This window comes from Cellulomonas sp. Leaf395 (assembly GCF_001424125.1).
GTDB lineage: Bacteria > Actinomycetota > Actinomycetes > Actinomycetales > Cellulomonadaceae > Cellulomonas.
In genome coordinates this window covers 209,942-236,333 of the sequence record NZ_LMQI01000005.1, presented here as the reverse complement: position 1 = coordinate 236,333, position 26,392 = coordinate 209,942, and the positions used below count along the sequence as shown (strand labels likewise).

General features: G+C 72.4%; 28 protein-coding genes. 15 read left to right on the top strand and 13 right to left on the bottom strand.

Annotation, left to right across the window (positions count from 1 at the left end; translation table 11 throughout):
- Positions 1-58: 58 nt before the first annotated feature.
- Complete coding sequence (locus tag ASG23_RS15730) at positions 59-1,240, bottom strand: glycerate kinase family protein (RefSeq protein ID WP_056026953.1); 1,182 nt, start codon at positions 1,238-1,240, stop codon at positions 59-61.
- Positions 1,241-1,301: 61 nt separating this feature from the next.
- Between ASG23_RS15730 and nadA the strand changes: the two genes are divergently transcribed.
- From nadA to ASG23_RS15710, 4 genes are read left to right on the top strand one after another with little or no spacing between them, the layout of a single operon-like run.
- A complete protein-coding gene (gene nadA / locus ASG23_RS15725; RefSeq protein WP_056026950.1) occupies positions 1,302-2,492 on the top strand; it encodes a quinolinate synthase NadA in 1,191 nt (396 codons plus the stop codon).
- Positions 2,493-2,494: 2 nt separating this feature from the next.
- Entirely contained in the window at positions 2,495-3,094 is a 600-nt protein-coding gene (locus tag ASG23_RS15720; protein ID WP_056026947.1) for a DJ-1/PfpI family protein, read from the top strand.
- A complete protein-coding gene (locus tag ASG23_RS15715; RefSeq protein ID WP_056026944.1) occupies positions 3,091-3,432 on the top strand; it encodes an antibiotic biosynthesis monooxygenase family protein in 342 nt (113 codons plus the stop codon). The genes ASG23_RS15720 and ASG23_RS15715 overlap by 4 nt, the downstream gene beginning before the upstream one ends.
- Positions 3,429-3,971, top strand: coding sequence for an acyl-CoA thioesterase (locus tag ASG23_RS15710; RefSeq protein WP_056026941.1), 543 nt, complete (start codon positions 3,429-3,431; stop codon positions 3,969-3,971). Before ASG23_RS15715 ends, ASG23_RS15710 begins: the two co-directional genes overlap by 4 nt.
- Before the next feature lie 27 nt (positions 3,972-3,998).
- Here the strand turns inward: ASG23_RS15710 and ASG23_RS15705 are convergent, their stop codons facing one another.
- Positions 3,999-5,381, bottom strand: a complete 1,383-nt coding sequence (locus ASG23_RS15705) for a dipeptidase (RefSeq protein WP_056026938.1) — start codon at positions 5,379-5,381, stop codon at positions 3,999-4,001.
- Between the two features lie 32 nt (positions 5,382-5,413).
- On the opposite strand from ASG23_RS15705, the gene ASG23_RS15700 reads away from it, so the two are divergent.
- Positions 5,414-5,995, top strand: coding sequence for a DUF3043 domain-containing protein (locus ASG23_RS15700; RefSeq protein WP_056026936.1), 582 nt, complete (start codon positions 5,414-5,416; stop codon positions 5,993-5,995).
- Positions 5,996-6,016: 21 nt separating this feature from the next.
- Positions 6,017-7,027, top strand: coding sequence for an aldo/keto reductase family protein (locus tag ASG23_RS15695; RefSeq protein WP_056026933.1), 1,011 nt, complete (start codon positions 6,017-6,019; stop codon positions 7,025-7,027).
- A gap of 37 nt (positions 7,028-7,064) precedes the next feature.
- Here the strand turns inward: ASG23_RS15695 and yczE are convergent, their stop codons facing one another.
- The gene (gene yczE / locus ASG23_RS15690; protein WP_056028400.1) at positions 7,065-7,703 is read right to left on the bottom strand and encodes a membrane protein YczE; all 639 of its coding nucleotides are present in this window, start codon (positions 7,701-7,703) and stop codon (positions 7,065-7,067) included.
- Between the two features lie 44 nt (positions 7,704-7,747).
- The gene (locus ASG23_RS20020; protein ID WP_157465710.1) at positions 7,748-7,909 is read right to left on the bottom strand and encodes a hypothetical protein; all 162 of its coding nucleotides are present in this window, start codon (positions 7,907-7,909) and stop codon (positions 7,748-7,750) included.
- A 63-nt stretch (positions 7,910-7,972) separates the two neighbouring features.
- Here ASG23_RS20020 and yczR point away from each other — a divergent pair, with 63 nt between their 5' ends.
- Positions 7,973-9,433, top strand: coding sequence for a MocR-like transcription factor YczR (gene yczR, locus ASG23_RS15685; RefSeq protein WP_056026930.1), 1,461 nt, complete (start codon positions 7,973-7,975; stop codon positions 9,431-9,433).
- 3 nt (positions 9,434-9,436) lie between these two features.
- On the opposite strand, the gene ASG23_RS15680 is transcribed toward yczR, so the two are convergent.
- The 4 genes from ASG23_RS15680 to ASG23_RS15665 are packed head-to-tail and all read right to left on the bottom strand — an operon-like array spanning position 9,437 to position 11,512.
- Positions 9,437-9,649 (bottom strand): hypothetical protein, encoded by a 213-nt coding sequence (locus ASG23_RS15680; RefSeq protein WP_056026927.1) that lies wholly within the window; start codon positions 9,647-9,649, stop codon positions 9,437-9,439.
- Positions 9,649-10,713: a quinone-dependent dihydroorotate dehydrogenase gene (locus ASG23_RS15675; protein WP_056026924.1), complete on the bottom strand. Its 1,065-nt coding sequence runs from the start codon at positions 10,711-10,713 to the stop codon at positions 9,649-9,651. The genes ASG23_RS15680 and ASG23_RS15675 overlap by 1 nt, the downstream gene beginning before the upstream one ends.
- A gap of 5 nt (positions 10,714-10,718) precedes the next feature.
- Positions 10,719-11,168: a hypothetical protein gene (locus ASG23_RS15670; protein ID WP_442856829.1), complete on the bottom strand. Its 450-nt coding sequence runs from the start codon at positions 11,166-11,168 to the stop codon at positions 10,719-10,721.
- Positions 11,153-11,512 (bottom strand): hypothetical protein, encoded by a 360-nt coding sequence (locus ASG23_RS15665; protein WP_056026919.1) that lies wholly within the window; start codon positions 11,510-11,512, stop codon positions 11,153-11,155. Before ASG23_RS15665 ends, ASG23_RS15670 begins: the two co-directional genes overlap by 16 nt.
- 62 nt (positions 11,513-11,574) lie before the next feature.
- Here ASG23_RS15665 and ASG23_RS15660 point away from each other — a divergent pair, with 62 nt between their 5' ends.
- A complete protein-coding gene (locus ASG23_RS15660) occupies positions 11,575-13,059 on the top strand; it encodes a leucyl aminopeptidase (protein WP_056026917.1) in 1,485 nt (494 codons plus the stop codon).
- Here the strand turns inward: ASG23_RS15660 and ASG23_RS15655 are convergent.
- Positions 13,056-13,400 carry a hypothetical protein gene (locus ASG23_RS15655; RefSeq protein ID WP_056026913.1) on the bottom strand — a complete coding sequence of 115 codons (345 nt, stop codon included), beginning with the start codon at positions 13,398-13,400 and terminating at the stop codon, positions 13,056-13,058. The two genes, ASG23_RS15660 and ASG23_RS15655, sit on opposite strands and share 4 nt — an antisense overlap.
- A gap of 190 nt (positions 13,401-13,590) precedes the next feature.
- Between ASG23_RS15655 and lpdA the strand changes: the two genes are divergently transcribed.
- The 3 genes from lpdA (at position 13,591) to ASG23_RS15640 (ending at position 17,840) form a co-directional block, all read left to right on the top strand.
- Positions 13,591-14,976 (top strand): dihydrolipoyl dehydrogenase, encoded by a 1,386-nt coding sequence (gene lpdA, locus ASG23_RS15650; protein WP_082516276.1) that lies wholly within the window; start codon positions 13,591-13,593, stop codon positions 14,974-14,976.
- A gap of 30 nt (positions 14,977-15,006) precedes the next feature.
- Positions 15,007-16,839: a 2-oxoglutarate dehydrogenase, E2 component, dihydrolipoamide succinyltransferase gene (sucB, locus tag ASG23_RS15645; RefSeq protein ID WP_056026907.1), complete on the top strand. Its 1,833-nt coding sequence runs from the start codon at positions 15,007-15,009 to the stop codon at positions 16,837-16,839.
- 110 nt (positions 16,840-16,949) lie between these two features.
- On the top strand, positions 16,950-17,840 hold the full coding sequence (locus tag ASG23_RS15640) for a TIGR01777 family oxidoreductase (RefSeq protein WP_056026904.1): 891 nt from the start codon (positions 16,950-16,952) through the stop codon (positions 17,838-17,840).
- Between the two features lie 2 nt (positions 17,841-17,842).
- Here ASG23_RS15640 and ASG23_RS15635 read toward each other — a convergent pair whose 3' ends face one another.
- The 3 genes from ASG23_RS15635 to ASG23_RS15625 are packed head-to-tail and all read right to left on the bottom strand — an operon-like array spanning position 17,843 to position 22,489.
- On the bottom strand, positions 17,843-19,123 hold the full coding sequence (locus ASG23_RS15635; RefSeq protein WP_056026901.1) for a hypothetical protein: 1,281 nt from the start codon (positions 19,121-19,123) through the stop codon (positions 17,843-17,845).
- A 55-nt stretch (positions 19,124-19,178) separates the two neighbouring features.
- Complete coding sequence (locus ASG23_RS15630) at positions 19,179-20,204, bottom strand: Gfo/Idh/MocA family protein (protein WP_056026898.1); 1,026 nt, start codon at positions 20,202-20,204, stop codon at positions 19,179-19,181.
- 5 nt (positions 20,205-20,209) lie between these two features.
- On the bottom strand, positions 20,210-22,489 hold the full coding sequence (locus ASG23_RS15625; protein ID WP_235521154.1) for an MMPL family transporter: 2,280 nt from the start codon (positions 22,487-22,489) through the stop codon (positions 20,210-20,212).
- A 50-nt stretch (positions 22,490-22,539) separates the two neighbouring features.
- Between ASG23_RS15625 and ASG23_RS15620 the strand changes: the two genes are divergently transcribed.
- From ASG23_RS15620 to ASG23_RS15605, 4 genes are read left to right on the top strand one after another with little or no spacing between them, the layout of a single operon-like run.
- Positions 22,540-23,034, top strand: coding sequence for a MarR family winged helix-turn-helix transcriptional regulator (locus tag ASG23_RS15620; protein ID WP_056026891.1), 495 nt, complete (start codon positions 22,540-22,542; stop codon positions 23,032-23,034).
- A 5-nt stretch (positions 23,035-23,039) separates the two neighbouring features.
- Positions 23,040-23,705, top strand: a complete 666-nt coding sequence (gene lipB / locus ASG23_RS15615; protein ID WP_056026888.1) for a lipoyl(octanoyl) transferase LipB — start codon at positions 23,040-23,042, stop codon at positions 23,703-23,705.
- Positions 23,706-23,756: 51 nt separating this feature from the next.
- Entirely contained in the window at positions 23,757-24,758 is a 1,002-nt protein-coding gene (gene lipA / locus ASG23_RS15610; RefSeq protein WP_056026885.1) for a lipoyl synthase, read from the top strand.
- Positions 24,759-24,800: 42 nt separating this feature from the next.
- Entirely contained in the window at positions 24,801-25,517 is a 717-nt protein-coding gene (locus ASG23_RS15605; RefSeq protein ID WP_056026882.1) for a DUF4191 domain-containing protein, read from the top strand.
- Between the two features lie 127 nt (positions 25,518-25,644).
- Here the strand turns inward: ASG23_RS15605 and ASG23_RS15600 are convergent, their stop codons facing one another.
- Positions 25,645-26,145 (bottom strand): RDD family protein, encoded by a 501-nt coding sequence (locus ASG23_RS15600; protein ID WP_056026878.1) that lies wholly within the window; start codon positions 26,143-26,145, stop codon positions 25,645-25,647.
- Between the last annotated feature and the right edge of the window lie 247 nt (positions 26,146-26,392).

Below are 26,392 nucleotides of genomic sequence, written 5' to 3'. Positions count from 1 at the left end.
CAGCACCTGACCCGAGGTTGTTCCCGTCCAGGGTACGACTCCTGCGGCCGACCTCCGCTCAACGTGACCAGGTTCTCGCCACGCGAGCGGCGCGCGCCGCGAGGGTGCGCGCGGGAGCGGCGAGCGCGGCGGCCACCTGGTCGGGGGTCTCCCCGACCGCGTAGGCGGCCGTGATCCCCGCGGCAGACAGCTCGCGACGACCCACGAGCACCTCCCCGGCGACGACGACGGTCGGGACCGCGTGGGCGAGCGCGCGCGACGCCACCTCGGACACGACCTTTCCGTGCAGCGACTGCCAGTCGAACCTGCCCTCGCCGGTGACGACGACGTCATGGTCCGCGATCAGGTCGCCCAGGCCCACCGCGTCCGCCACGAAGACCGAGCCGGGCACCAGCCGGGCACCGAGCAGCGCCAGCCCGAAACCCAGACCGCCGGCCGCGCCTGCGCCGGGTGCGGCCGTGAGCCGGGACGCGGTCGACGACGGACGGGCGCCGGCGAGAAGGTCCGGGCGGACGGCATCCCCGAGGGCGGCCGTCGCCGCGTGCGCGAAGTGGCCCAGCGCACGCTCCAGCTCCTGCGCCTGCTCGGGCGTCGCCCCCTTCTGGGCCGCGAACCCGGCGCTCGCACCGTGCAGCCCGAGCAACGGGACGTCGACGTCGGTGGCGACCACGAGCTCGACGCCCCGCAGCCGGTCACGCAGCTCCCGCAGCCCGGCGAGGTCGTCGGCGGTCACGTCACCGAGCCGCCCGCCGCCGGCACCGAGGATCTCCGCCGGACCCGGGAACCCGAGGGCACGAGCCAGTCCCACCAGTGCACCGGCGCCGGCGTCGTTGGTGGCGGAGCCTCCGAGCCCGACGACGACGCGTCGCGCCCCCGCGTCAAGGGCAGCGGCGAGCAGCTCCCCCACTCCCCGGCTCGAGGTGCGGGTGGGATCCCGCAGCGCGTCCGGGACCAGCGGGAGTCCGACGGCGTGCGCCGACTCGAGGTAGGCGGTCGTCCCCACGAGCAGGACCACCGCGGGGACAGGCTCGCCGACGGGCGACGTGACGGTGACCGGGACGAGCTCACCACCGAGCGCCGACTGCAGCGTGGGGACGAAGCCAGGGCCGCCGTCGGACAGCGGGCAGCTGGTGACCTCGTCGTGCGGGGCGGTCGTCCGCCAGGCACCGGCGATCGCCTCGGCAGCCTCGGCGGCCGTCAGGCTGGAGCCGAAGCTGTCGGGGGCGATGAGCACGCGCACGGCCGCATCGTGGCACGGTCCTGGACGGGAGCGTGAGTCGCCTGTGTGGGAGGATCGCCGCGTGAGCACGAGCACCTTCTCCGAGCCGGCTCCGTCGGCCCTCCTGCTGCTGGGGCGCGGTGTCGACCTGGCTTCCGAGCGCGGCGTCGAGTGCGTCGGCGGCCTCCCGGCACCGAGCGACCCGGACCTCGTCGAGCGCGCCCGAGCCGCGCGCGCCGCCCTCGGTTCCCGTGCGTTCGTGCTGGGCCACCACTACCAGCGCGACGAGGTCATCGAGTTCGCCGACGTCACGGGCGACTCGTTCAAGCTCGCGCGTGAGGCGGCCGCGCGGCCCGAGGCCGAGTTCATCCTGTTCTGCGGGGTGCACTTCATGGCCGAGTCCGCCGACATCCTCACCTCGGACCACCAGCAGGTGATCCTGCCGGACCTCGCAGCGGGCTGCTCCATGGCGGACATGGCGGCGATCGACCAGGTCGAGGACGCGTGGGACGTGCTGGTCGACGCCGGCATCGCGGAGTCGACCGTGCCCGTGACGTACATGAACTCCGCGGCGTCGATCAAGGCGTTCACCGGCCGGCACGGCGGCACCATCTGCACGTCGTCCAACGCGCACGTCGCGCTGCGGTGGGCGTTCGACAAGGTGGGCGGCCTCGGCGGCACCGGCAAGGTCCTCTTCATGCCGGACCAGCACCTCGGACGCAACACCGCCGTCCAGCAGCTGGGCCTCTCGCTCGAGGACTGCGTGGTGTTCGATCCTCGCAAGCCCGGTGGCGGCCTGACCACGGAGCAGCTGCGCGACGCGCGCATGATCCTGTGGCGCGGCCACTGCTCGGTGCACGGACGGTTCTCCGTCCGGAACGTCACCGACATCCGCGCAGCCGTCCCTGACGTGACCGTCATCGTGCACCCGGAGTGCCAGCACGAGGTGGTCCTCGCGGCCGACCTCGTGGGCTCGACGGAGTACATCGTCAAGGCGCTCGACGCCGCCGCTCCGGGGAGCTCCTGGGCCGTCGGCACCGAGCTCAACCTGGTCCGCCGGCTCGCGGCCGCGCACCCGGACAAGAACATCCATTACCTCGACTCGACCGTCTGCTTCTGCTCGACCATGAACCGCATCGACCTTCCGCATCTGGTGTGGGCGATGGAGTCCCTGGTGGCGGGCCGCCCGGTCAACCGGATCGTGGTGGACGCCGACGACGCCCACTGGGCCCGGGTCGCCCTCGACCAGATGCTCGCGCTTCCGGGCTACTGACGATGTCGACCGGACACCATCTGCGGGTGGGCGTCTTCGTGTTCGACGACGCCGAGGAGCTCGACGTCGTCGGGCCGTACGAGGTGCTCGCCTCCTGGGCCGAGCACTCGGAGCTGCGGCCGGAGGTGGTGACGTTCTCGCTCGACGGCAGCGGGATCCGCTGCGCCAAGGGCCTGCGCCTCGTCCCCGACCTGAGCGTGGACCAGGTGGCGCCGTTGCACGTCCTGGTCTACCCAGGAGGCTTCGGCACCCGCGCGCTCCTGCGCGACCCGGCGCACCTCGAGTGGGTGCGCGGGATGCGGGCGACGACGCCGCTGATGACCAGCGTCTGCACGGGCGCGCTCGTCTACGCAGCTGCCGGGCTGCTGTCCGGGCGCCCCGCGACCACCCACTGGCAAGCCTTCGACGAGCTCGCCGTGATCGACCCGAGCGTCCTGGCCGACACCGAGGCCCGGTTCGTCGACGACGGCGACATCGTCACGTCGGCGGGCGTCTCCGCGGGGATCGACATGGCCCTGCACCTGGTGGCTCGGCTGGAGTCGGTCGACGCTGCTCGCGCCGTGCGCCGCGGCATCCAGTACGACCCCGAGCCGCCCGTATGACCGGGCTGCTCGACGCCCCGGTGCTCGAGCAGGCCCATCTGCCGGTTCGGGCAGGTGAGGAGGCCGCGTTCGAGGCGGCGATGGCCGAGGCTGTGCCGCTCGTGTCGGGCATCCCCGGCTTCCGCGGGATCCACGTCTCGCGTGGTGTCGAACGACCGGGGACGTACTTGCTGCTGATCGGGTGGGACTCGGTCGGGGCCCACGAGGCCGGGTTCCGTGCGTCGCCGCAGTACACGCGGTGGCGCGAGCTGCTGCACCACTTCTACGAGCCGTTCCCGGTGGTCGAGCATTCGTGCCCGTTCCGGTCGAACGTACTCGCGAGTAACCTCGCGGCATGACCCGGATGATCCAGCTCGCGCTGGCCACGACCCGTCCACGCCGTGCAGTCGCCGGCCGGGGTGTGCTCGAGCCGTCGGTCACGCGGATGCGGGTGCGCATCGGCGACCTCGACTTCTACCGTCACGTGAACAACGGCGTGTACCTGCAGATGATGGACGTCGCGCGGAGCAACTACCTCGCCGACCTCGGAGCGTTCCCGCTGCTGAACGAGCGCGGCTGGTACCCGGTCGTCGCCTCGTCGACCGTCTCCTACCGACGCTCGCTGACCCTGGGCCAGCGGTTCGAGATCACCACCCGCCTGCTCGGCTGGGACGCGCGCTGCGCGTACCTGGAGCAGGTCTTCACCCGCGGCGACGAGCACGTCGCTCGCGGTGTGGTCGCTGGTCGGTTCTTGGCCCGCGACGGTGGTCGCGTGCCGGCGCCGGACGTCGTCGGCCTGCTGGGCACGCACGACGGCCCCTCGCCGGATCTCCCTGCCGAGGTCCGGGCGTGGGCCGAGGCCGTCGGCGTGGCGCACCGGGGACAGCCGGCGGCCTGACGCCCTGCGTCAGCGGGCCAGCACGAGCTACCGGCCGGACGCCAGCCGCTGCAGCAGCAGCGCCTCGGCGAGCACGACCTTCTCCAGCTCCCCCAGGTGCACCGACTCGTTCGCGCCGTGCGCGCGGCTGTCGGGGTCCTCCACACCTGTGACCAGGATCGCGGCGTCGGGGAAGACCTCCAGCAGGTCGGCGATGAACGGGATCGACCCGCCGACACCGATGTCCACCGGCTCGGTCCCCCACGACTGCGTGAACGCCCACCGCGCCGCCTGCATCGCCGGTGAGTCCGTCGGCGCCTGGAACGGCTTGCCCTTCTCGCCGTCCGTCACGGTGACGCGCGCACCGAAGGGCGCGTTCCCGACGAGGTGCGCCCGCAGTGCGTCCATCGCGGCGTCCGGGTCCTGACCCGGTGCGAGACGGACCGAGAGCTTGGCCGACGCCCGCGGGGTGATCGTGTTCGACGCGCTCGCCACGCGGGGGGCGTCGAACCCGATGACGCCGATCGCCGGGCGCGTCCACAGCCGTGCCGTGATCGGCCCGGTGCCGGCGAGGCGGACCCCGTCGAGCACGCTCGCGTCGGCGCGGAACGCCGCCTCGTCGTAGTCGACCGTCGGGTCCGGCGCGTGCGAGAGACCGTCGACCGCGACGTTGCCCTCGTCGTCATGGAGCGTGGTGATCAGGCGCGCCAGCAAGGTCGGCGCGTCGAGGACCGGCCCGCCGAACATGCCCGAGTGCACGGCGTGCTCCAGCACGGCCACCTCCACCACGCAGTCCACCAGCCCACGCAGCGACGTGGTCAGGCCGGGGACCCCGATCGCCCAGTTGGAGGAGTCCGCGACGACGATGACGTCCGCACGAAGCAGGTCCCGGTAGGTGTGCAGGAACTGGGTGAACGTCGGCGAGCCGATCTCCTCCTCGCCCTCGACGAAGACCGTGACGCCCACGCCCAGCTCGTCGCCGAGGACGCGCAGTGCACCCACGTGCGCGATCACCCCGGCCTTGTCGTCCGCGGCACCGCGCCCGTAGAGGCGGCCGTCGCGTTCGGTCGGCTCGAACGGCGGGCTGTCCCAGTCGGCATCGTCCCCGGGCGGCTGCACGTCGTGGTGCGCGTACAGGAGCACCGTCGGCGCACCCTCCGGCGCCGGGCGGCGGCCCACGACCGCGGGAGCACCCGACGGCACCGACAGGACCTGGACGTCGTCGAGACCCGCGCCGCGCAGGAGCGCCACGACGGCGTCCGCGCTCGCCGCCACGCGCTCCTGGTCGAACTCGGCGTTGGAGACGCTCGGGATGCGCACGAGGGCCTCCAGGTCCGCGCGCAGCGCGCCGAACGCGGCCGCGGTCCGCGCACGCAGCGCGTCCGTGCGGTCGCCGGGGAGGTGGGACGGGGTGGGGGCGGCGTCGGTCACGGACGAGCACGCTACTCGACTACCCTGGCGGGGTGTTCGGACGCAGCAACGACCCCCAGCCCGTGACTCCCGCCCTGACGGAGAGCACCCCGTCGCCGACGGACCCTGGCAAGGGCCGTCCGACGCCGAAGCGGAAGGTCTCCGAGGCCGCGAACAAGCGCCCCCTCGTGGCGCCGACCACCAAGAAGGCCAGCCGCGAGCAGGCCAAGGCGCAGCGCGACATCGAGTACCGGGCGATGCAGACCGGCGACGAGCGCAACATGCCGGCCAAAGACCGCGGGCCTGTGCGTCGATTCATCCGCGACTCGGTCGACGCCCGCTGGAACCTGGGCGAGTTCTTCCTGCCGATGGCCGCCGTCTTCCTCGTCATCCAGTTCGCCCTGGCCAAGACGGGCTTCGCCGTCTTCGCCATCCTGGCGCTGTACGTCTACATCATCGCGGCGGTGATCGACGTCTGGCTGATGTGGCGGGGACTGAAGAAGCGCCTCGTCGCCAAGTTCGGGATCGACCAGATCCCGCGCGGTGCTGCCATGTACGCGGTCCTGCGGGCGTTCCAGATCCGTCCGTCGCGCATGCCGAAGGCCCAGGTCAAGCACGGGCAGCGGCCCGTCTGACGCCGCCGTAGGGTGGCGGGCATGGTTTCCTACCGCTACCTGGGCCGCTCCGGCCTCAAGATCACCGAGATCACCTACGGCAACTGGCTCACGCACGGCTCGCAGGTGGAGAACGACACCGCGAAGGCCTGTGTGCGGGCCGCGCTCGACGCGGGCATCACGAGCTTCGACACCGCGGACGTCTACGCCAACACCAAGGCCGAGACCGTCCTCGGCGAGGCCCTCAAGGGCGAGCGACGCCAGTCGCTCGAGATCTTCACCAAGGTCTACTGGCCCACCGGCCCCGGGGGCGCCAACGACTCGGGCCTCTCGCGCAAGCACATCCTCGAGTCGATCGACGGCTCGCTGCAGCGCCTCCAGACAGACTACGTCGACCTGTACCAGGCGCACCGCTACGACCTGTCGACCCCGCTCGAGGAGACGATGCAGGCGTTCGCGGACGTCGTGCGCTCGGGCAAGGCGCTGTACATCGGCGTGAGCGAGTGGACCGCGGACCAGATCCGCGCCGGGCACGCCCTCGCGCAGGAGCTCGGCGTCCAGCTGATCTCCAACCAGCCCCAGTACTCGGCTCTCTGGCGGGTCATCGAGGGCGAGGTCGTCCCCACCTCGGAAGAGCTCGGGCTCTCGCAGATCGTCTGGTCCCCGGTGGCACAGGGTGTGCTGACCGGCAAGTACAAGCCGGGCCAGGCACCTCCGGAGGGGTCGCGCGCGACCGACGAGAAGGGCGGCGCCCGCTTCATCGGCCGCTTCCTCGACCAGCCGGACGTGCTGCAGCGCGTGCAGGACCTCACGCCGGTCGCCGACGAGCTCGGGCTGTCCCTGGCCCAGCTGGCCGTGGCGTGGGTGCTGCAGAACCAGAACGTCGCCGCGGCGATCATCGGCGCCTCGCGGCCCGAGCAGGTCACGGAGAACGTCAAGGCGTCCGGTGTCACGATCCCGGCGGAGCTGCTCGCACGGATCGACTCGATCCTGGGCGACTCCGTCGTGTCGGACCCGGGCGAGACCGCGAAGAACGCACCGCCTGCGCGCTGAGCGTCGGCCCGGCCCCGGTGACGGGGCCGGGCCTCCCTCACACTGCGACAGCTTCGACGTGTTCGACGGTTTCGGGCACCGCGGTCTGCACCGTCAGGCGCGGCAGGAACAGGTGCACGAGCGGGCCGATCGCGAGCGCGTAGGCGAGCGTCGCGAACCCCACGGTGCCGCCGAGCAGCCAGCCGACCGACACCACCCCCACCTCGATGCTGGTGCGGACCAGTCGTACGGAGCGGCCGGTCCGGCGCACGAGCCCGGTCATGAGCCCGTCACGCGGACCGGGCCCGAGCCGCGCACCGACGTACAGGCCCGTCGCGAGACCGTTGAGCACGATGCCGCTGGTGGCCAGCGTGATGCGGATACCCATCGCGTCCGGCAGTCCATCGAGCAGTGCGAGGAACGGGTCCACGAGCGCGCTGATCACGACGATGTTCGCGACCGTGCCGACGCCCGGGCGCTGACGCAGCGGGATCCAGCACGCCAGGACCACCAGCCCGGTCAGCAGGGTGACGACGCCGAAGGACAGACCCGTGCGTCGCACGATGCCCTGGGTGAGGACGTCCCACGGCATGCTGCCCAGGCCGGCGTCCACGAGCATCGCGATCGACGCCGCATACAGGACGAGGCCGATCAGCAGCTGCACGGCCCGGCGCACGGGGCGTGCACCGGGTCGCATCCAGGACGGCACCGCGCGAGCATACGTGCGCTCGTCGTCGGCGCTCACGTGAGCTGACCGTGCTGATCGTGCTGCTCGAACCAGTCGTAGCGCGAAGCCGGCGGGGGCCTGTGCCCCAGCCCGTCCTTCTGGAGCGTGCGCCGCAGCGCGACCACGAGTCCCGCGAGCGGGACGAGCGATATCCCCAACCACAACCACATCTCCATGAACAGCAACTCTGGACCCTTAGTGGACTCGTTTGACATAGCCACTTCTGGCATAGTGGCCCTATGCCTCTCGAAGACCTGCCAGCGGACCGCCGGATCAGCGGACGGCGGCTGGACACCGTGCTGGGCGCATGGCAGCGCCCCGGTCCGGCGTACGTCGCCCTCGCCGACGCGCTGCGGGCCGCGATCCTCTCCGGATCGGTCCCGCTGAGCACCCGCCTGCCTAGCGAGCGCGAGCTGGCCGACGCCGCCGGCGTCTCCCGCACGACCACCACCGCCACCTACGGGCTCCTGCGCGACGAGGGCTACCTCGTGAGCCGGCGCGGCTCGGGCACGGTCACGACGCTCCCCTCAGGCCCGGGAGCGCGCGCGTCGATGGCGGAGTCCGTCGGGCACGAGCCGGGGGTCGTCGACCTCGCGATGGCGGCACCGTCAGCCCCGTCGTCACTGCACGGTGCCTACCTCGCGGCGCTCGACGCGCTCCCCCGCCACCTGTCCGGCACGGGCTACTCGCCGCTCGGGCTCCCTGTGCTGCGCGAGGCTGTCGCGCGGTGGTACACCCGTCGCGGCACCCCCACGAGCCCCGACCAGGTGCTGATCACGACGGGCGCGCAGCAGGCGATCCACCTGCTGGTCACGGCGCATGCCGGACCCGGAGACCGCGTGGTGGTGGAGCACCCCACCTACCCGCTGGCGATCGACGTGGTGCGGAGCGTCGGGGCCCGCCCGGTGCCGGTCCCGTCAGGCGGTTCCGGTCTGGACATCGACCTGCTCGAGTCGACCCTGCGGCAGGTGTCGCCCCGGCTGGTCTACCTGATCCCCGACCACCACAACCCCACCGGGACCAGCCTCGACGACGATGAGCGCGCCCAGGTGCGTGCCTTGGCCCGTCGGTACCGCACGGCGATCGTCGGCGACGACGTCCTGACCGAGCTGACCATCGACGGCCCGGCGCCCCGCTCGTACGCAGGCGACGGCACGGCGTCGGCCTACGTCATCTCGATCGGCTCGGCGTCCAAGAGCTACTGGGGCGGGTTGCGGGTCGGCTGGGTCCGCGCGCACCCGGACCTGGTCTCCCGGCTCGCCACCACGCGTGCGCACACCGACCACGGGACAGCGGTGCTGGAGCAGCTGGTCGTGGCCGAGCTCCTCGCGCAACCGACCGACCTCCTGGACCGTCGCCGGACCGAGCTGCGCGCCCGTCGGGACCTGCTCGTCGGGCTGCTGCTCGACCAGCTGCCGTCCTGGCGGTTCGACGTGCCTGCGGGCGGGCTGGCGCTGTGGGCGGACCTCGGCGCACCGGTGTCCAGCGCGCTGGCCGCGATCTCGACCCGGCACGGGGTCCGGGTGGTACCGGGCACGGCGTTCGGCGTGGACGGGAGCTTCGAGCGGAACCTGCGGGTGCCGTTCACCACGTCACCCGACGACCTGCGCCGAGCCGTCGCCGGGCTCGCCGCGGCATGGGCAGGGCTGGGGATCACCGCACCGGTGACCGGACCCGACCGGGTGCCCGCGCTGGTGTGACGGTCAGATCAGGGGCAGCGTGAGGGTCGGCGTCGCCTGAGCACCCTCGTGCAGCAGGCCGACCGCCTGCACGCCCTGGGCGGCCAGCGTGCGCCAGTGCTCACCGAGCCACTGCTCAGCGTCGTACTGCGTCGTGAACACCGGGCTGACCGGCCGGTCGAGCGCGGACCCGTCCGCACCGTCGAAACGCCACTCCCACTGCGGCCGCACCACCATCACGCGACCGCCCTACGCCGAGCCGGAGCACGCAACGCCTCGTCCGCCGCGAGGGCGCGGGCGATCCGGGACGCATAGGCCGGGCCCACGTAGATGAGCCCGGTGTAGCCCTGCACGAGCGTCGCGCCGACAGCGACGTACTCGCGGGCGTCGGCGGCGGTCGTGATCCCGCCCACCCCGATGATGACGGCGTCAGGCCCCAGCTGGTTGCGCAGGCGCGCCACCACGTCGAGTCCGCGCGCGAGCACGGGCGGGCCGGACAGTCCGCCCGGCCCGAGGTCGTGGCCGATGGTGGTGTTGACCGCGACGATCCCGTCCAGGCCCAGCTCGGCGGCCAGCTCGGCCACCGCGTCCACGTCGTCGTCGGAGAGGTCCGGGGCGATCTTGACGAGCAGCGGCACGGGAGCGAGCCCGGCCGACGCCGTCGCCTCGTCGGCCGCCACGCGGGTGGCCTCCAGGATCGGGCGCAGGGCCTCGACCGACTGCAGGTCGCGCAGCCCGGGGGTGTTCGGGGACGACACGTTCACCACCAGGTAGTCGGCGTACGGCGCGAGCCTGGCAGCGCTGGTCGCGTAGTCCGCCGGCGCCTGCTCCGCAGGGGTCGCCTTGGTCTTGCCGATGTTCACCCCGACCACCAGGCGTCGGCCGGCAGGGGTCGCGCGAAGGCGCCGCAACCGGCTCGCGACCGCCGCCGAACCCTCGTTGTTGAAGCCCATCCGGTTGCGCAGCGCCCGCTGGTCCAGGACGCGCCAGAGCCGTGGCGGCTCGTTGCCCGGCTGCGCGTGCGCGGTGACCGTGCCCACCTCCACGAAGCCGAAGCCGAGCATCGTCAGGCCCGCGACCCCGACCGCGTTCTTGTCGAACCCGGCCGCCAGCCCGAACCGCGAGGGGAACCGTCGCCCCCAGACCTCGACGGCGCCCTCCTCGGAGGACCGGAAGACCCGGTGCACGGCGCCGCGCAGGATCGGGACCTGCGCCACCACCCGGATGAGGCGGAACGCGAGGTCGTGCGCGCGCTCCGGATCCATGCGACGGAACACGAGGTCGAACAGCAGTCGGTACACGTGATTCACCCTAGGTCGTCCGACGCCGCTGGCACGTCGGACGTCCGCCCGGTGCGCCACAGCCAGACCAGGCCCAGGAACGGCAGCACCAGCGGGACGTAGCCGTAACCCTGCCCGAACGCCGACCACACCGTCTCGTCAGGGAAGTCCCCCACGTCGACCAGCGACAGCACCCCGACCGCCAGCACGCCGACCATCTCGATGGACACCGCCCACCAGGCGAGCCTGCGACGGTCCGTCGCCAGCGCGATGGTCGCGACGACGTAGACCAGGCCCGCGCCGAGCGAGAGCAGGTAGGCGACCGGCGCCTCGTCGAGCTTGGTGGTGACCTGGTAGATCCCGCGGGCCGTCGCGGCGAGCGCGAGGATCCCGTACACCGCGACGAGGAGGCGTCCCGGGCCGCTCCCCGTCCGTCGCTGTTGGCCTGCGTGTCGGTCAGTCACACGTTCCCCCAGATCTGGAGCAGTCGGAACTCGAGGAAGGCCACTGTCAGCGCCGCGACGAGCAGCACCACCGAGCTCCACCGGGTGCGCTCGGCGAACGCCCACGCGGCGGCGATCGGCAGCACCAGGGCCTGCGTGAGGACATAGCCCCAGAGCAGGACGCCGTCGATGTCGGGAGAGCCCGTCGCGGCGAGGATGCCGGCGATCGCGGCCTGCAGGACGAGCACGCCCTCGATGACGGCGGCGCCCCACAGCTGCCGGAGCACCACGGCTCGGTCCCGGACGACGAACCATGCGGCCCACGCACCGAGCGCCAGGCACAGGGCGCCGACGAGCAGCGCGAGGGGGACGATCACGGTGCCCCACCGTACCGGCGGTCGAGAACGGATCTGTGCACCGCCGGACCTATCATCGACCCGTGACCGTCTCGCTGACCTCCCACGACCCTGCCCGCCTCGCCGTCGACGCCCTCGTGGTCGCGGTCGCTCAGCAGGACGGAGGCCCGACCGTCCTCGGGGTCGAGCGACTGCCCAAGGAGCTGCGCGCCCAGCTCGCCGACGCCGCGGCGCTCGGGATCACCGGCGCGGCCGACGAGGTCCGGCGACTCCCCGGCACCGGGCTGACCGCCACCGTCGTCGTGCTCACGGGCGTCGGACCGGCGGACAAGATCACCCCCGAGACTCTCCGACGTGCGGCCGGCGCGGCGACGCGTGAGCTCGCCGGCACCGCGAGCGTCGGTCTCGCGCTCCCTGCCGCCGATGCCGAGTCGGTCGCCGCCGTCGCGGAGGGCGCCCTGTTCGGCGCGTACTCCTACACCCGCTACCGCGCCTCCGAGGCAGCCAAGCAGGCCCCCGTGAGCGCGATCCAGGTCGTCACCGAGCACCCCCGTGACCGCGCGACGCTGGCAGCGGTCGCCCGCGCGGAGATCGTCGCCACCGCCGTGCACGGCACCCGCGACCTGGTCAACGCCGCCCCGAACGACCTGTACCCGGCCGCGTTCGCGGACATCGCGAAGGCCGCCGTCAAGGACTCCGGCGCCAAGGGCCTCAAGGTCACCGTGCTCGACGACAAGGCGCTCGCCGCCGGCGGCTACGGCGGCCTGGTCGGCGTAGGTCAGGGCTCCGTGCGCGGTCCCCGGCTCGTGAAGGTGTCCTACTCGCCGTCGCGTCCGAAGGGCAAGGTCGCGCTCGTCGGCAAGGGGATCACCTTCGACTCGGGCGGCATCTCGATCAAGCCCGCCGCCGGCATGGAGGCCATGAAGTCGGACATGGCCGGTGCCGCCGCCGTGCTGCACACGGTCCTTGCCGCCGCACGCCTCGAGCTCCCCGTCGCGGTCACCGGCTGGCTGTGCCTGGCGGAGAACATGCCCTCCGGCACGGCCCAGCGCCCGTCGGACGTGCTGACGATCCGGGGCGGGAAGACGGTCGAGGTCCTCAACACCGACGCCGAGGGCCGCCTGGTCATGGCCGACGGTCTCGTCGCGGCGATCGAGGAGAAGCCCGACGTCGTCCTCGACATCGCGACGCTGACCGGCGCTCAGCTGGTCGCGCTCGGGCACCGCGTGTCTGCCGTGATGGGCACCGACGACGTGCGCGGTGAGGTCGTCGCTGCCGCGGAGGTCAGCGGCGAGCAGTTCTGGCCCATGCCGCTGCCCGCCGACCTGCGGGCCTCGCTCAAGTCGAAGGTCGCGGACATCGCGAACATCGGCGACCGCTTCGGCGGCATGCTCACCGCGGGGATCTTCCTGCAAGAGTTCGTCGGGCAGACCCCCTGGGCCCACCTCGACATCGCCGGACCCGCCTTCAACGAGCGGACCGCGCACGGCTACACGCCCGTCGGTGGCACAGGCGTCGGGGTGCGGACGCTGCTGGCGCTCCTCGAAGGTCGGGCGCCGAAGGCCTAGGCGTGCTTGCGCTTGCGCGCGAGCCTCTGCCGCGAGTTCCAGTCGCGGACGCGCTGCGGGTAGCCGGTCCGCTGCACGTCGTACACGGGGATGCCCATGTCGTGCGCCAGCTCCCAGGCCGTCTTCGGGTCCGGGACCCGGCGCCGCGTCCACTCACCGTCGGTGGCGACGAGCATCATCGTCGTCGGGGTGGAGTTGGTCACCGGCTCGACGTACGCCTCGACGCCGACGCGCGTGGCGACGAAGTCCTTCAGGTGCGCGACGGTCGCCTCGCGTGCGTCACGGTCCGTCGGCGCGTCGGTGGTGGCGGCGGCCGGCTTGCGGCGTGAGAACAGGCCCATGGCGGACGAGGGTAGCCTGCGAACCTGACCATCTGCCGGGTGTGACGCCGCGGGCGGAACATCAGTCATGGGACGACTGTTCGAAGTGTCACATGGTCGCCTGCGCCGTCCGGGTCGTTCCAAGCCTGCGGGGATGACAGGATGGTCGGCGAGCTCGAGACCACCAAGTCTGCGTATGAGGAGTCTGCACGTGGCCGACACGAACGGCACCGCTTTCGACATCGTCGTCCTGGGCGGAGGCAGCGGCGGCTACGCAGCCGCACTTCGCGCCGCACAGCTGGGCAAGACCGTCGCCCTCATCGAGGCCGACAAGGTGGGTGGGACCTGCCTCCACTACGGGTGCATCCCGACCAAGGCGCTGCTGCACGCCGCCGAGCTGGCGGACAATGCCCGCGACGGCGCCCACTTTGGCGTCCACACCAGCCTCGACCACATCGACATGAACGGCGTGAACGAGTACAAGGCCACCGTCATCGGCCGCCTTTACAAGGGCCTGCAGGGTCTGATCAAGTCCCGCAAGATCACGGTCTTCGAGGGCTTCGGCAAGCTCGTCGAACCGGACACCGTCGAGGTCAATGGCCAGCGCGTCACCGGTGGGCACGTCATCATCGCCACGGGCTCGTACGCGCGGTCGCTGCCCGGCCTCGAGATCGGTGGCCGGGTGATCACGTCGGACCAGGCGCTCCAGCTCGACTGGGTGCCCAAGTCCGCGATCATCCTCGGCGGCGGCGTCATCGGGTCGGAGTTCGCCAGCGTCTGGAAGTCCTTCGGTGCGGACGTCACGATCATCGAGGCGCTCCCCCACCTCGTCCCCAACGAGGACGAGGCGCTGTCCAAGGCGTTCGAGCGCGCGTACCGCAAGCGCGGCATCAACTTCAACGTGGGCGTCCGGTTCTCGGGCGTCACGCAGGACGACAACGGCGTGCACGTCTCGCTCGAGGACGGCAAGACGTTCGACGCCGACCTGCTGCTCGTCGCCGTCGGCCGCGGTCCCCGCACCTCGGGCGTCGGCTTCGAGGAGCAGGGCATCACGCTCGACCGGGGCTTCGTCATCACCGACGAGCGTCTGCACACCGGCGTCGGCCACATCTACGCCGTCGGCGACATCGTCCCCGGCCTGCAGCTCGCGCACCGCGGCTTCGCTCAGGGCATCTTCGTCGCCGAGGAGATCGCCGGCCTCGAGCCGGCCGCCATCGTCGAGTCGGGGATCCCGCGCGTGACCTACTCCGACCCCGAGGTCGCCTCGGTCGGTCTCACGGAGGCGCGTGCCAAGGAGGTCCACGGGGCCGACGGCGTCGAGACGCTCGAGTACAACCTCGGCGGCAACGGCAAGAGCCAGATCCTCAGCACGCAGGGATTCATCAAGCTCGTGCGCCAGAAGGACGGCCCGGTCGTCGGCGTCCACATGATCGGTGCGCGCGTCGGCGAGCTCATCGGCGAGGGCCAGCTCATCGTGAACTGGGAGGCCTACCCCGAGGACGTCGCCTCCCTCGTGCACGCCCACCCCACGCAGAACGAGGCCCTCGGGGAGGCGCACCTCGCGCTCGCCGGCAAGCCGCTGCACGCCCACAACTGACCTCACGAATCGAAGGAGACACGAGCGGTCATGTCCGACAACGTGCAGCTGCCCGCACTCGGTGAGTCCGTCACCGAGGGGACCGTCACCCGCTGGCTGAAGAACGTGGGCGACACGGTGGAGGTCGACGAGCCGCTGCTCGAGATCTCGACCGACAAGGTCGACACCGAGATCCCGTCGCCGTTCGCCGGCGTGCTCGAGCAGATCCTGGTCCAGGAGGACGAGACCGTGGAGGTGGGCGCCACGCTTGCCGTGATCGGCTCCGGGGAGGGTTCGTCCTCGCAGGAGGAGGCCGCACCGGCCCAGGACGCGCAGGAGTCGGCGCCGGAGCCGGCCGCCGAGCAGGCACCCGCCGAGGAGCCGGCCGCCGAGGCCGCTCCCGAGGCGCAGCCGGTCGAGGAGCACGAGGAGCCCGCCGCCGCGCCTGCTGCCGCTGAGCAGGGGGGCTCCGGCGAGAACGTCACGCTCCCCGCGCTGGGCGAGTCCGTCACCGAGGGCACCGTCACCCGCTGGCTCAAGGCGGTCGGGGACGAGGTCGCGGTGGACGAGGCGCTGCTCGAGATCTCGACCGACAAGGTCGACACGGAGATCCCGTCGCCGTTCGCCGGCACGTTGCAGCAGATCCTGGTCCAGGAGGACGAGACCGTCGAGGTCGGTGCGGTGCTCGCCGTGATCGGATCGGGCGCGTCCGCACCCGCTGCAGCCGAGGAGAAGGCACCCGCACCCGCGGCGCAGGAGAAGGCCCCGGAGCCGGAGGCCAAGCCTGAGCCGCAGACCGCGCCGGAGCCGGCCGCCGAGCAGGAGAAGGCCGCGGCCACCCCCGCACCGGTCTCGGCGACCCCGACGCCTGCACCGGTCCCCGCCCCGGCTGCTGCGTCGGCCGCTGAGGCCCCTGCGGTGTCCTCGTCGGTGTCTGGCACCTACCTGACCCCTCTCGTCCGCAAGCTCGCGGCCGAGAAGGGTGTCGACGTGGCGTCGCTGGTCGGCACCGGTGTGGGAGGTCGGATCCGCAAGGAGGACGTCCTCGACGCCGCGGCGAAGGCCGAGGCGGAGAAGGCGGCTGCCGAGGCAGCCAAGGCCCAGCCCGCTGCCGCAGCGCCGGCGGCACCTGCCAAGCCCGCCGCCGCCGTACCGGCGGTCTCGCCGCTGCGGGGCACCACGGAGAAGGCCAGCCGGCTGCGCCAGATCATCGCCGAGCGCATGGTCGACGCCCTGCACTCGCAGGCACAGCTGACGACTGTCGTCGAGGTCGACGTGACGCGGGTCGCCCGGCTGCGCGCCAAGGCCAAGGAGGACTTCAAGGCACGGGAGGGCGTCAACCTCACGTTCCTGCCGTTCTTCGTGCTGGCCGCCGTCGAGGCGCTCAAGGCGTTCCCCAAGATCAACGGTGTGCTCGAGGGCAACCAGATCACGTACCACGCGCAGGAGAACGTCGGCATCGCGGTCGACACTGAGAAGGGCCTGCTCGTCCCGGTGATCCGCGACGCGGGCGACCTCAACCTCGCCGGCATCTCGCGCAAGATCGTCGACCTGGCGGGCCGCACCCGCCAGAACAAGGTCACGCCGGACGAGCTCAGCGGCGCCACCTTCACCGTGACCAACACGGGCTCGGGCGGCGCGATCATCGACACCCCGATCGTCCCGGGCGGCACCTCCGCGATCCTGGGAACCGGTGCGATCGTCAAGCGCCCGGTCGTCATCCAGGATGCCGACGGCGCCGAGGTCATCGCGATCCGGTCGATGTGCTACCTGTCGCTGTCCTACGACCACCGCCTGGTCGACGGCGCCGACGCGTCCCGCTACCTCGCCGCGGTCAAGAGCCGCATCGAAGACGGCTCGTTCGAGTCGGAGGTCGGTCTCTGACCCGCAGCACCTGACGCACCACGATGACCCGGTCCCCGACGAGGAGACCGGGTCGTCGTGCGTCCGGTCCCGCCGGGCCGGCGACGAGGACGGACCGTAGGGTGAGCGCCATGCAGGTCGTCATCGCCGGGTCGCACGGCTTCATCGGGTCCGCCCTCGTCCCCCACCTCCGGCGCGGGGGCCATGACGTCCGCGTCCTGGTTCGCGGCCCCGCGCAGGGCACCGCGCAGATCTCCTGGGACCCGGACGCCGGACGACTCGACCCCGACGCGGTGGCCGGCGCCGATGCCGTCGTCAACCTTGCGGGCGTCAATCCCGGCTCCAGGCCGCTCACGAAGGCCCGCAAGCGCGAGGTCCTCTCGTCGCGCCTGAACACCACCGGCTTGCTGTCGCGGACGCTCGCCGCGCTCGACGACGGGCCGCGAGTGCTGCTCCAGGCGTCCGGGATCGGCGCGTACGGCTCCCGCGGGGACGACGTGCTGGACGAGGACGAGCCGATCGGGACCACGTTCTTTGCGCACGTCGTGCGGCACTGGGAAGCGGCGACCGCGCCCGCGCAGGACGCGGGGGTGCGAGTGGTCCACCAGCGGACGGGCATCGTACTGGGGCAGGGCGGCGGTGCACTCGGTCGCCTGCTGCCGCTGCTCCGGGCGGGGGTCGGGGGGCGCCTCGGGTCAGGTCGGCAGTTCTGGCCGTGGATCACGCTGCTCGACCACGTCCGGGCAGTCGAGCACCTGCTGACCGCGCCGGTGCACGGACCCGTCAACCTCGTGACGGCCCCGGCGCGCAACGCCGAGGTGGTCGCCGCGCTCGCCCGGGCGATGCACCGGCCCGCGGTGGTGCCGGTGCCCGCGTTCGCACTGCGCGCTGTGCTCGGTGACTTCTCGTCGGAGGTGCTCGGGTCGATCCGTGCGATCCCGGCCGTGCTAGACGCCAGCGGCTTCGAGCCCGTCCACGCGGACCTCGTCACCGCTGCCCGGTGGGTCGCGCGGCGCGACTGATTTCACGGCTCGACGACGTCCCAGACACGCCACCCGCCGTCGGTCCACCGCAGGCCGAGCACGACGGTCCGCGCCTCGGAGGCCGCCACCGGGACCGTGGCGCCGCCGTCGGCGGGCACCCGCGAGTGGGCGGACATCACCGACGTCACCGCGACATCCGTCGTCTCACCTCGACTGCCGTTGTCCTCGACGAGCCTGGCATCTTGGACGTCCACCGCGAGCCCGTCGACCCGCGCGCCGTCCAGCCCCGCGAGCAGCTGCAGGTCCGCGACGGACGCCGGACCGCCGGCGATGTCGACCGTCTCGAGCCGGGACACGTCGCCGGCCCCGATGACCTGGGCCCGCACCCGGCTGAGCTCGACGGCGGCCTGCACCGGGTCGTCGGCCACCGGGGACGGTGCAGGCTCGTGATCCAGCAGGCGCCAGCCCGCGACGCCCGACGCCAGCACCGCCACGGCGGTCACCACGACCGCACCGACCCGCGCAGCGCGGCTCCGCCGTCGCTCCCGGTCCTGCCGGCGGGTCACCCCTGGCACCCGCGCCTGATCGCCCTCGCGAGCCATGGCGGTCAGCGCGGACGACGCCCGTGCGCCCGCGTCGGGGAGCCGGACCGGTTCGGGGCCCGTCGCGTCGTAGCACGCGTCGACCAGTTGGTCGGCGTCGAGGCCGGGCACGGTCAGCAGCCCCTCGAGCGCCTCCCGCAGGCTCCCCTCGCCCACGTGGTCGGAGACCAGGTGGGCGTCCGCTCCGGGCATCTGGTCGAGGACGGTGGCGACCAGACGGCGCAGGTCCCCCTCGATGTCGAGAGCGCCGGCAAGAGCGCCCCGCAGGTCGGTCAGCACGGGACGGCCGTCGGGGCGGACCACGATCGTCGACTCGCTCACTGCTCCGTGGGACAGGCCAGCGTCGTGCAGCGCCGCGAGTGCACCCGCCGCCGGGATGGCCACCGTGACCGCCTCGCCGTCGGCGAGCGGCGCGCGTGCGGCGCGGATCTGCGCGAGCGACAGGCCGTCGACGTGCTCGACCACCAGCCCGAGCCGCCCCGACGACAGCTCGACGACGTCCAGGACCTGCGGCAGGTGCTCGTGCCGAACCGCGCACAGCCGGGCGGCGCGTTCGGACGTCCCGACATCGGCGACCGCGGGGACCACGTGCATCTCGAGCCGTCGGTCGGGGTCGTCGAGCGCCACGGCCAGCCAGCCGGTTCCGGCGGCCTCGATCGGGCGGAAGCCGGCGCCCGCGAGGGCGGACTCGACATCGGTCGGCACGACGAACCTGTCCATCCGGGCATCCAAGCCTGGTCGGCGCGCGCACGGCGCCCGTCGTCCACAGCCCGGGTCAGGGCAGCTGGACCACCCGGCGCTCGGCGGCGGACAGCGACGCGGCGTCGAGGACACGGGCGGTGCGGGCCGCGTCGGCCGGCTCGACGGGGGGCGGACCACCGTCGACGACCCATCGGACGACCGCGCGGTACAGGTCGACGTGACCTCCTGCGGCCTGCGGCACAGGCTGCCGGTCCGCGCCGCGCACCAGCCAGCCCTCGTGCACGGGCTCTCCAGGGCGGCGGGTCTCCTCGTAGGCGTCGTCCAGCGCGGCGAACGGCGTCGGCTCCCCCTCGAAGCTGGTCACCACGTACGCGCCACCGTCGCCGAGCACCCGCGTGCGCGGTCCGGGCGCGCCCACGACGGCACCAGCCTGCAGGTGGCTCACGACGCCGCTGCCGGCGTGGACGAGCGCGAGGAACACGTCGTCGACTGCCGGCGTGGTGCGGGCGTGGAGCTCGGCGTACACCTGCGCGACGGGCCCGAACAGCTGGACGGCCGAGTCGACGAGGTGCGCGCCGAGGTCGAGCAGGAGCCCGCCCGAGTCGGGGTCGTTCTCCTTCCAGCGGTCCTGCGGAACGGGCCGGAACCTCTCCCACCGCCGTTCGAACCGGTGCACGGTCCCGAGCCGTCCGCTCGCGATGACCTCGAGCAGGGTCAGCTGCTCGGTGTCCCAGCGGCGGTTCTGGAACACGGTGAGCCGTCCGTCGGCGTGCGACGCCAGGAGATCGGCGTCGTCGGCTGTGGTGGCCAGCGGTTTGTCGACGAGCACGTGCAGACCGGCGTCGAGCGATGCGAGCACGTGCGCCACGTGCTCGCCGGTCGGGCTGGCGATCACCACGAGGTCGAGCTGGTCCGCGTGCGCCAGGAGACCGTCGATGTCGGGGACGACGACTGCTCCCGGCCAGTCCGCCTCGACCTGCTGCGCGCGGCTGCGGGTGACCACGACCGTCACCCGCTGACCGGCCTCGCGCAGCAGGCGCGCGTGGATCCCCCGGCCCGCTCCCCCGTACCCGACCAGTCCGACCCGCAGCGCCTCCATGCGCCTCACTCTAGGTCGGGCGTGACCTTGTGCAGCCCGTGCTCCTGGTGCCGGGACAGGGCGCTCGGCCACCAGGTCCGACGTCCGAGGTCGTGCACGAGCGCCGGGACGAGCAGGCTGCGGACCACGAGCGTGTCCAGCAGGACGCCGAACGCGACGATGAACGCGATCTGCGCGAGGAACAGCAACGGGATGACGCCGAGCGCGGCGAATGTCGTGGCCAGCACGACGCCCGCCGAGGTGATCACGCCACCCGTCACGGCGAGCCCGCGCACCACGCCCGCGCGCGTCCCGACCTTGAGCGACTCCTCGCGGACGCGGGTCATCAGGAAGATCGAGTAGTCGACGCCCAGGGCGACGAGGAACACGAACGCGAACAGCGGGACCACCGGATCGGCACCGGCGAAGCCGAACACGTGGTTGAAGACGATCGCAGAGACTCCCAGCGCTGCCGCGAACGAGAGCACGTTCGCCGCGAGCAGGAGCCCGGCCGCCACGACCGAGCGCAGGAGGAACATCAGGATCACCCCGATGACCAGCAGCACGACGGGGACGATGACGCGCAGGTCCCGCTCGCTGGCCAGGTTGGTGTCGAGCGTCTCAGCAGCGGCGCCACCGACGAGCGCTGTCGGGCTCACCTCGTGGACGGCCGTGCGCAGGTCCTCGACGGTGTCGACCGCATCCTGCGTGTCGGCCGACGCGGTCGTGGCGACGTCCAGGCGCACGCGCCCGTCGACCACGATCGGCGGCGCGTCACCGGCCGCAGCACCGGCGCCTGCCGGAGCACCGGTGTACGGCGTCACGGACTCCACGCCGTCGACACCCTCGGCCGCGGCCGTGACGGCGTCCACGTCCGCCTCGTCGACGAGGACGATCGCCGGCTGCACGGCGCCCGCCGGGAAGTGCTCGGCCAGGACCTCCTCACCCGCGACCGCGTCGACGTCCGTGAGGAAGATGTCGACCTGATTGGTCCCGGACGCGTTGAGCGTGGGCAGGAACGCTGCACCGACCGCGAGGGCGAGGGCGGTGACGATCCAGACCGGCCTGGCCTTGCGGCCGACGAACCGTGCCAGTCGCGGCCACAGGCCGGTCCCGTCGGCGGGGTCGGGCTCGATCGTCGTGTCGACGTGCGGGTGCTGGGTGTCAGCCGCAGCGGCCGGCACGGGGCGCGGGGCGCGCGGCCAGAACAGGATGCGCGAACGCCTGCCGAAGACGAGCAGCAGCGCGGGCAGGAGCGTGAGCGAACCGAGCAGGGCGGACGCGATGCCGATCGCGGCGACCGGGCCGAGGCTGCGGTTGGAGCCGAGATCGGACAGCAGGAGGCACAGCACGCCGGCGATCACCGTGCCGGCGCTGGCGGCGATGGGCTCGACGCACGCCCGCAGGGCTCGCCCCATCGCCTGTGCGGGGTGCTCGACGCGGGCGAGCTCCTCGCGGTAGCGCGCGACGAGCAGCAACGCGTAGTCGACGGAGGCGCCGACGACGAGGATCGACAGGATCCCCTGGGACTGCCCGTTGAGCACGAGCGTGCCGTTCGCGGCGAGGTTGTAGATCACCAGCCCGGCCAGGCACAGCGCGAACACCGCGGTGAAGATCACGACGAACGGCAGGAACGGCGAGCGGTAGACCAGCACGAGGATGAGGAGCACGGCGCCGAGGGCGACCAGCAGGAGGACGCCGTCGATCCCGCCGAACGCGGTGACGAGGTCCGCGACGAAGCCTGCGGGACCCGTCACCCATGCCTGGAGGCCGAGCTCGCCGGCGGAGGTGGCGGTGGCGCCCAGCTCGGACTCCAGCGACTCACGCAGGGCCGTCACGAACGACTCCGTGACGCCCTCCTCGTCGGCCAGGAGCTCATCGGCCTTGGCGCCGTCCAGCGAGTACACGACGAGCACCGCCTCGCCGTCCTCGGACGGGACGACCGCCACGTCGCCCACCAGGTAGTCGGACCAGGTCCCCTCGTTGCCCGGCGGGAGCGCCTGCTCCGGCACCGCCTCCGCCCACTCCTGCACCGCCGCCAGCTGGTCGGGAGTGACGTCGCTGCCGTCGGCGGGCTGCAGCACCACCAGCGCAGGTAGTGTCTCGGTGTCGACGAAGGCCTTGCTCTCCTCGGCGGCCCGCGTGGACTCGGCCGACGACGGCAGGAACGCGGAGGCGTCGTTCGTCTGGACCTGCGAGAGCTTGCCCTGCGCCATCCCGCCGGCCGACCCGATGCCGAGCCACACGACCAGGGAGAGGCCGACGAGCACGGCACGGAGGATGGTGGAGCGGCGATTACTCAGCATGCTGAGTATCATTGGGGTTGTTCCTCGAATCAGCAAATGGAGGCGGGAGCATGGAGCAGGAGAGCAGCCCGAGCCGCACGCTCGACCCTGCCTCGCCTGATCCGGCGCAGTGGCCGATCGGTCGGCTGCTGTCCTCGGCCGCCCGCCGCGTCGAGCGAGACTGGAACGCGCACCTGGCCACCTGGGACCTCAACCACGCGAGCCTGTCCGTGCTGGCACACCTTCTGCGGGCCCCGATGTCACAGCGCGAGCTGGCGACGGCGTGCGGTGTCACCGAGCAGACCATGAGCCGCGTCCTGGCCCGGATGGAGCGCACCGGGTACATCACACGCACGCCTCACGACGACGACCGCCGCCGGCACGTCATCGCGATCACCGACGCCGGTCGCGGTGCGTTCGTGGTGGCGTCGGACCGCGAGCTTGCGGAGAACCTGGTGACGCGCGACCTGACGACGGAGCAGGCCGAGCAGCTGCGTCGTCTCCTCGTCATCGTCGCCCGACCCGACGACCCCTCGACCGACGGTCAGCGTCACGGGTTAGCCTGACCGGCATGCAGTTCGTCGAGCTGGACCTCGGAACCCGCCTGCTCCCTTACGAGCCCACCTGGCAGCTGCAGCGCGAGGTGCTCGCGGAGGTCGCCGACGGGACCCGTGAGGACGTCGTCCTGCTGTGCGAGCACGAGGACGTCTACACGGCCGGCAAGCGCACGGCGTCGTGGGACCGCCCGGTCGACGGCACCCCCGTCACGGACGTGGACCGGGGTGGTCGCATCACGTGGCACGGGCCCGGTCAGCTCGTCGGCTACCCCATCGTGAAGCTGGCCACACCCATCGACGTGGTCCGCTACGTGCGCGCCCTCGAGGAGGCCCTCATCCGGACGTGCGCGGACCTCGGTCTGACCGCCATCCGCGTCGACGGGCGCAGCGGGGTGTGGCTCGCCGCCGACGACACGCGTCGTGAGCGCAAGGTCGCCGCGATCGGCGTGCGTGTGTCCCGCGGGGTCACGATGCACGGGTTCGCGCTGAACTGCGAGCCGGACCTGACGGCGTTCGACCGCATCGTGCCGTGCGGGATCGAGGATGCCGACGTGACCTCGCTGTCCGTCGAGACGGGCCGGCGGGTCACGATCTCGGAGGTCCTCCCCCTCGTGCGCGGGCACCTCGTCGAGTCCCTGGCGCCGATCCTCGACGCGCGCCCCGCCGTCGCCCCGGTGTGACGCGCGACTCCCCCGCAGCCGCCGCCTCGACGGCGGGTTAGTCTGACCAGCGTGACGATCGCAGCCGATGGCCGACGCATGCTCCGCATCGAGGCGCGCAACTCCGAGACCCCCATCGAACGCAAGCCCGAGTGGATCCGCACGCGCGCCACTATGGGTCCCGAGTACACCGAGCTGAAGGGCCTGGTGAAGCGCGAGGGTCTGAACACGGTGTGCGAGGAAGCCGGTTGCCCCAACATCTTCGAGTGCTGGGAAGACCGCGAGGCGACGTTCCTCATCGGCGGCGACCAGTGCACGCGGCGCTGCGACTTCTGCCAGATCGACACGGGCAAGCCTGCCGACTTCGACGCCGACGAGCCTCGCCGGGTCGCCGCGTCCGTGCAGGCGATGGGCCTGAAGTACTCGACCGTGACCGGCGTGGCCCGCGACGACCTGCCCGACGGCGGCGCCTGGCTCTACGCCGAGACGGTCCGCCAGATCCACGCGGTCAACCCGGGCACCGGTGTCGAGCTGCTCATCCCCGACTTCAACGCCACCCCCGAGCTGCTGGACGAGGTCTTCTCGTCGCAGCCCGAGGTCCTGGCCCACAACCTCGAGACCGTCCCCCGCATCTTCAAGACGATCCGCCCCGGTTTCCGTTACGACCGGTCTCTCTCGGTGATCACTCGCGCGCACGAGGCGGGGCTCGTCACCAAGTCCAACCTCATCCTCGGCATGGGCGAGACCACCGAGGAGGTCGTCGAGGCCCTGGGCCAGCTGCACGAGGCCGGCTGCGACCTCATCACGATCACGCAGTACCTTCGCCCGTCCGTGCGCCACCACCCGGTGTCGCGCTGGGTGCGCCCGGAGGAGTTCGTCGAGCTGTCCCAGGAGGCCGAGCGCCTCGGGTTCCTCGGCGTCATGTCGGGTCCGCTGGTGCGTTCGTCGTACCGCGCCGGACGCCTGTGGGGACAGGCGATGCGCCGGTACGGCCGCCCGATCCCGGAGGCCCTGGCCCACTTCGCCGAGCCGACGACGTCCCGCCAGGAGGCGGCGAGCCTGCTCGCCCGCTGACACCGTCGGAACCGCCCTGATCCGTCGGTAGACTTCGGGCCCATGGCCCGCAACAACGCTCCCGACGCTGCACCGACGCCCAAGGTGAAGAAGACCCGCTGGTACCACCAGGTGTGGCAGGCGTACCAGATGACCCGGAGGAACGACCCCGCGGTCACCTGGATCATCCTGGCGGTGTTCTTCGGCGTCATCGCGCTGGGCCTGCTCATCGGGTTCCTGCTCAACGCGCTGGTCTACGTCCTGCTGCTCAGCATCCCGTTCGCCCTGCTCGCGGCGATGTTCATCCTCGCCCGCCGCGCGGAGACGGCCGCGTACACGCAGATCGAGGGGCAACCCGGAGCCGCCTACGCCGCGCTGGGCACCATCCGGCGCGGCTGGACCTTCACGCAGGAGCCCGTCGCCATCGACCCCCGATCGCAGGACCTCGTGTTCCGGGGGGTGGGCCGACCTGGCGTCGTCCTCGTCGGCGAAGGTCCGGCGCCTCGCATCGCCAAGCTGCTGGAGTCGGAGCGCAAGCGGACCGCCCGCGTCATCTCCGGTGCCCCGATCACGCTGATCCAGGTCGGCGACGGCGACGGCCAGGTCCCGCTGCGCAAGCTCCCGCGCGCGGTCCAGAAGCTCCGCCCGAAGCTGACCAAGCAGGAGGTCGCCGAGGTGAACAAGCGGCTGACCGCGCTCGGCGGCGTCAAGCTCCCCGTGCCGAAGGGTGTCGATCCCATGCGCGCGCGCCCCGACCGCAAGGGCATGCGCGGCCGCTGAGGGGCGACAGGTCGCGCGCAAAGTCACTGGCGCACCGGACGACACGCTCCGGGACCTCGCCGCGCAGCGGCGCCGGCGCCTCTCTACTGGCGGTACAGCCTGGTCAGGCAGTCACCCGCCTGAGCGGTCATCGCCGGACGATCGCCGTCCCTGCCACCCGGTCGTGCAGCCCCCGCCCGTCCGAGTCCCAGACGACGGCCGGGACCACGAGGCACAGGAGCAGGGTGCGGGTCAGGGCGCTGAGGAACCCCGGCGCCATCGTCGCCCACGCTGCCTCGTCCCGCGTCTGCCCCGGGAACACGCGCCGCACCCGCAGCCCCACGAGCCGGTGCCCGAGGGTGTGACCGATCGAGCCGACCAGGAGCACGTTATCCAGGGCGAAGATCCCCAGGGTCGCCATGGGGTTCCCGCGGCTCAGGAGGAACGCGTCCGGGACGCTCGCGAAGAAGGCGCCCGAGATCAGCAGGCAGGCCACCCAGTCGATGGCCAATGCGCCAACCCGTCGGCCCAGGGGCGCCATCGAGCCCGGCCCGGTGGACGGCAGGCCCAGCCGTCCACCTCGGCTGCTGCCGGGATCCGGTGCGGGTCCGCCGCCGAGCCAGGAGCTGAGGTCGCCGCGATCTGCCACCCGAGAAGGGTAGGCGACGAGCGGCGAGAGGTCGGAGCGAGACCGCAACGTCCCGGAAACCGGTCTGCCACGGGACCTCCGTACGGTGAGCAGGTCGACGAGACCTGTCGCCGTCCACCCGTGGGACGCCCCCCGCCCGCGCCCTCCCGCAGGGCATAGGGTCAACATTCGTTACACGAGGGACGGCCCCGTAACGCTGTCGAAACACTCGGTACACGACAGAGAAACCGGGCGCTCGTAACCTCGC

Bases quoted from the DNA above. Each gene is read 5' to 3' on its own strand.
- ASG23_RS15720 (WP_056026947.1), top strand. From the start codon at position 2,495: ATGTCGACCGGACACCATCTGCGGGTGGGCGTCTTCGTGTTCGACGAC.
- ASG23_RS15715 (WP_056026944.1), top strand. From the start codon at position 3,091: ATGACCGGGCTGCTCGACGCCCCGGTGCTCGAGCAGGCCCATCTGCCG.
- ASG23_RS15710 (WP_056026941.1), top strand. From the start codon at position 3,429: ATGACCCGGATGATCCAGCTCGCGCTGGCCACGACCCGTCCACGCCGT.
- ASG23_RS15695 (WP_056026933.1), top strand. From the start codon at position 6,017: ATGGTTTCCTACCGCTACCTGGGCCGCTCCGGCCTCAAGATCACCGAG.
- yczE (WP_056028400.1), bottom strand. From the start codon at position 7,703: ATGCGACCCGGTGCACGCCCCGTGCGCCGGGCCGTGCAGCTGCTGATC.
- ASG23_RS20020 (WP_157465710.1), bottom strand. From the start codon at position 7,909: ATGGAGATGTGGTTGTGGTTGGGGATATCGCTCGTCCCGCTCGCGGGA.
- yczR (WP_056026930.1), top strand. From the start codon at position 7,973: ATGCCTCTCGAAGACCTGCCAGCGGACCGCCGGATCAGCGGACGGCGG.
- ASG23_RS15680 (WP_056026927.1), bottom strand. From the start codon at position 9,649: ATGGTGGTGCGGCCGCAGTGGGAGTGGCGTTTCGACGGTGCGGACGGG.
- ASG23_RS15655 (WP_056026913.1), bottom strand. From the start codon at position 13,400: ATGGGCCTGTTCTCACGCCGCAAGCCGGCCGCCGCCACCACCGACGCG.
- sucB (WP_056026907.1), top strand. From the start codon at position 15,007: ATGTCCGACAACGTGCAGCTGCCCGCACTCGGTGAGTCCGTCACCGAG.
- ASG23_RS15640 (WP_056026904.1), top strand. From the start codon at position 16,950: ATGCAGGTCGTCATCGCCGGGTCGCACGGCTTCATCGGGTCCGCCCTC.
- ASG23_RS15635 (WP_056026901.1), bottom strand. From the start codon at position 19,123: ATGGACAGGTTCGTCGTGCCGACCGATGTCGAGTCCGCCCTCGCGGGC.
- ASG23_RS15630 (WP_056026898.1), bottom strand. From the start codon at position 20,204: ATGGAGGCGCTGCGGGTCGGACTGGTCGGGTACGGGGGAGCGGGCCGG.
- ASG23_RS15625 (WP_235521154.1), bottom strand. From the start codon at position 22,489: ATGCTGAGTAATCGCCGCTCCACCATCCTCCGTGCCGTGCTCGTCGGC.
- ASG23_RS15620 (WP_056026891.1), top strand. From the start codon at position 22,540: ATGGAGCAGGAGAGCAGCCCGAGCCGCACGCTCGACCCTGCCTCGCCT.
- lipB (WP_056026888.1), top strand. From the start codon at position 23,040: ATGCAGTTCGTCGAGCTGGACCTCGGAACCCGCCTGCTCCCTTACGAG.
- ASG23_RS15605 (WP_056026882.1), top strand. From the start codon at position 24,801: ATGGCCCGCAACAACGCTCCCGACGCTGCACCGACGCCCAAGGTGAAG.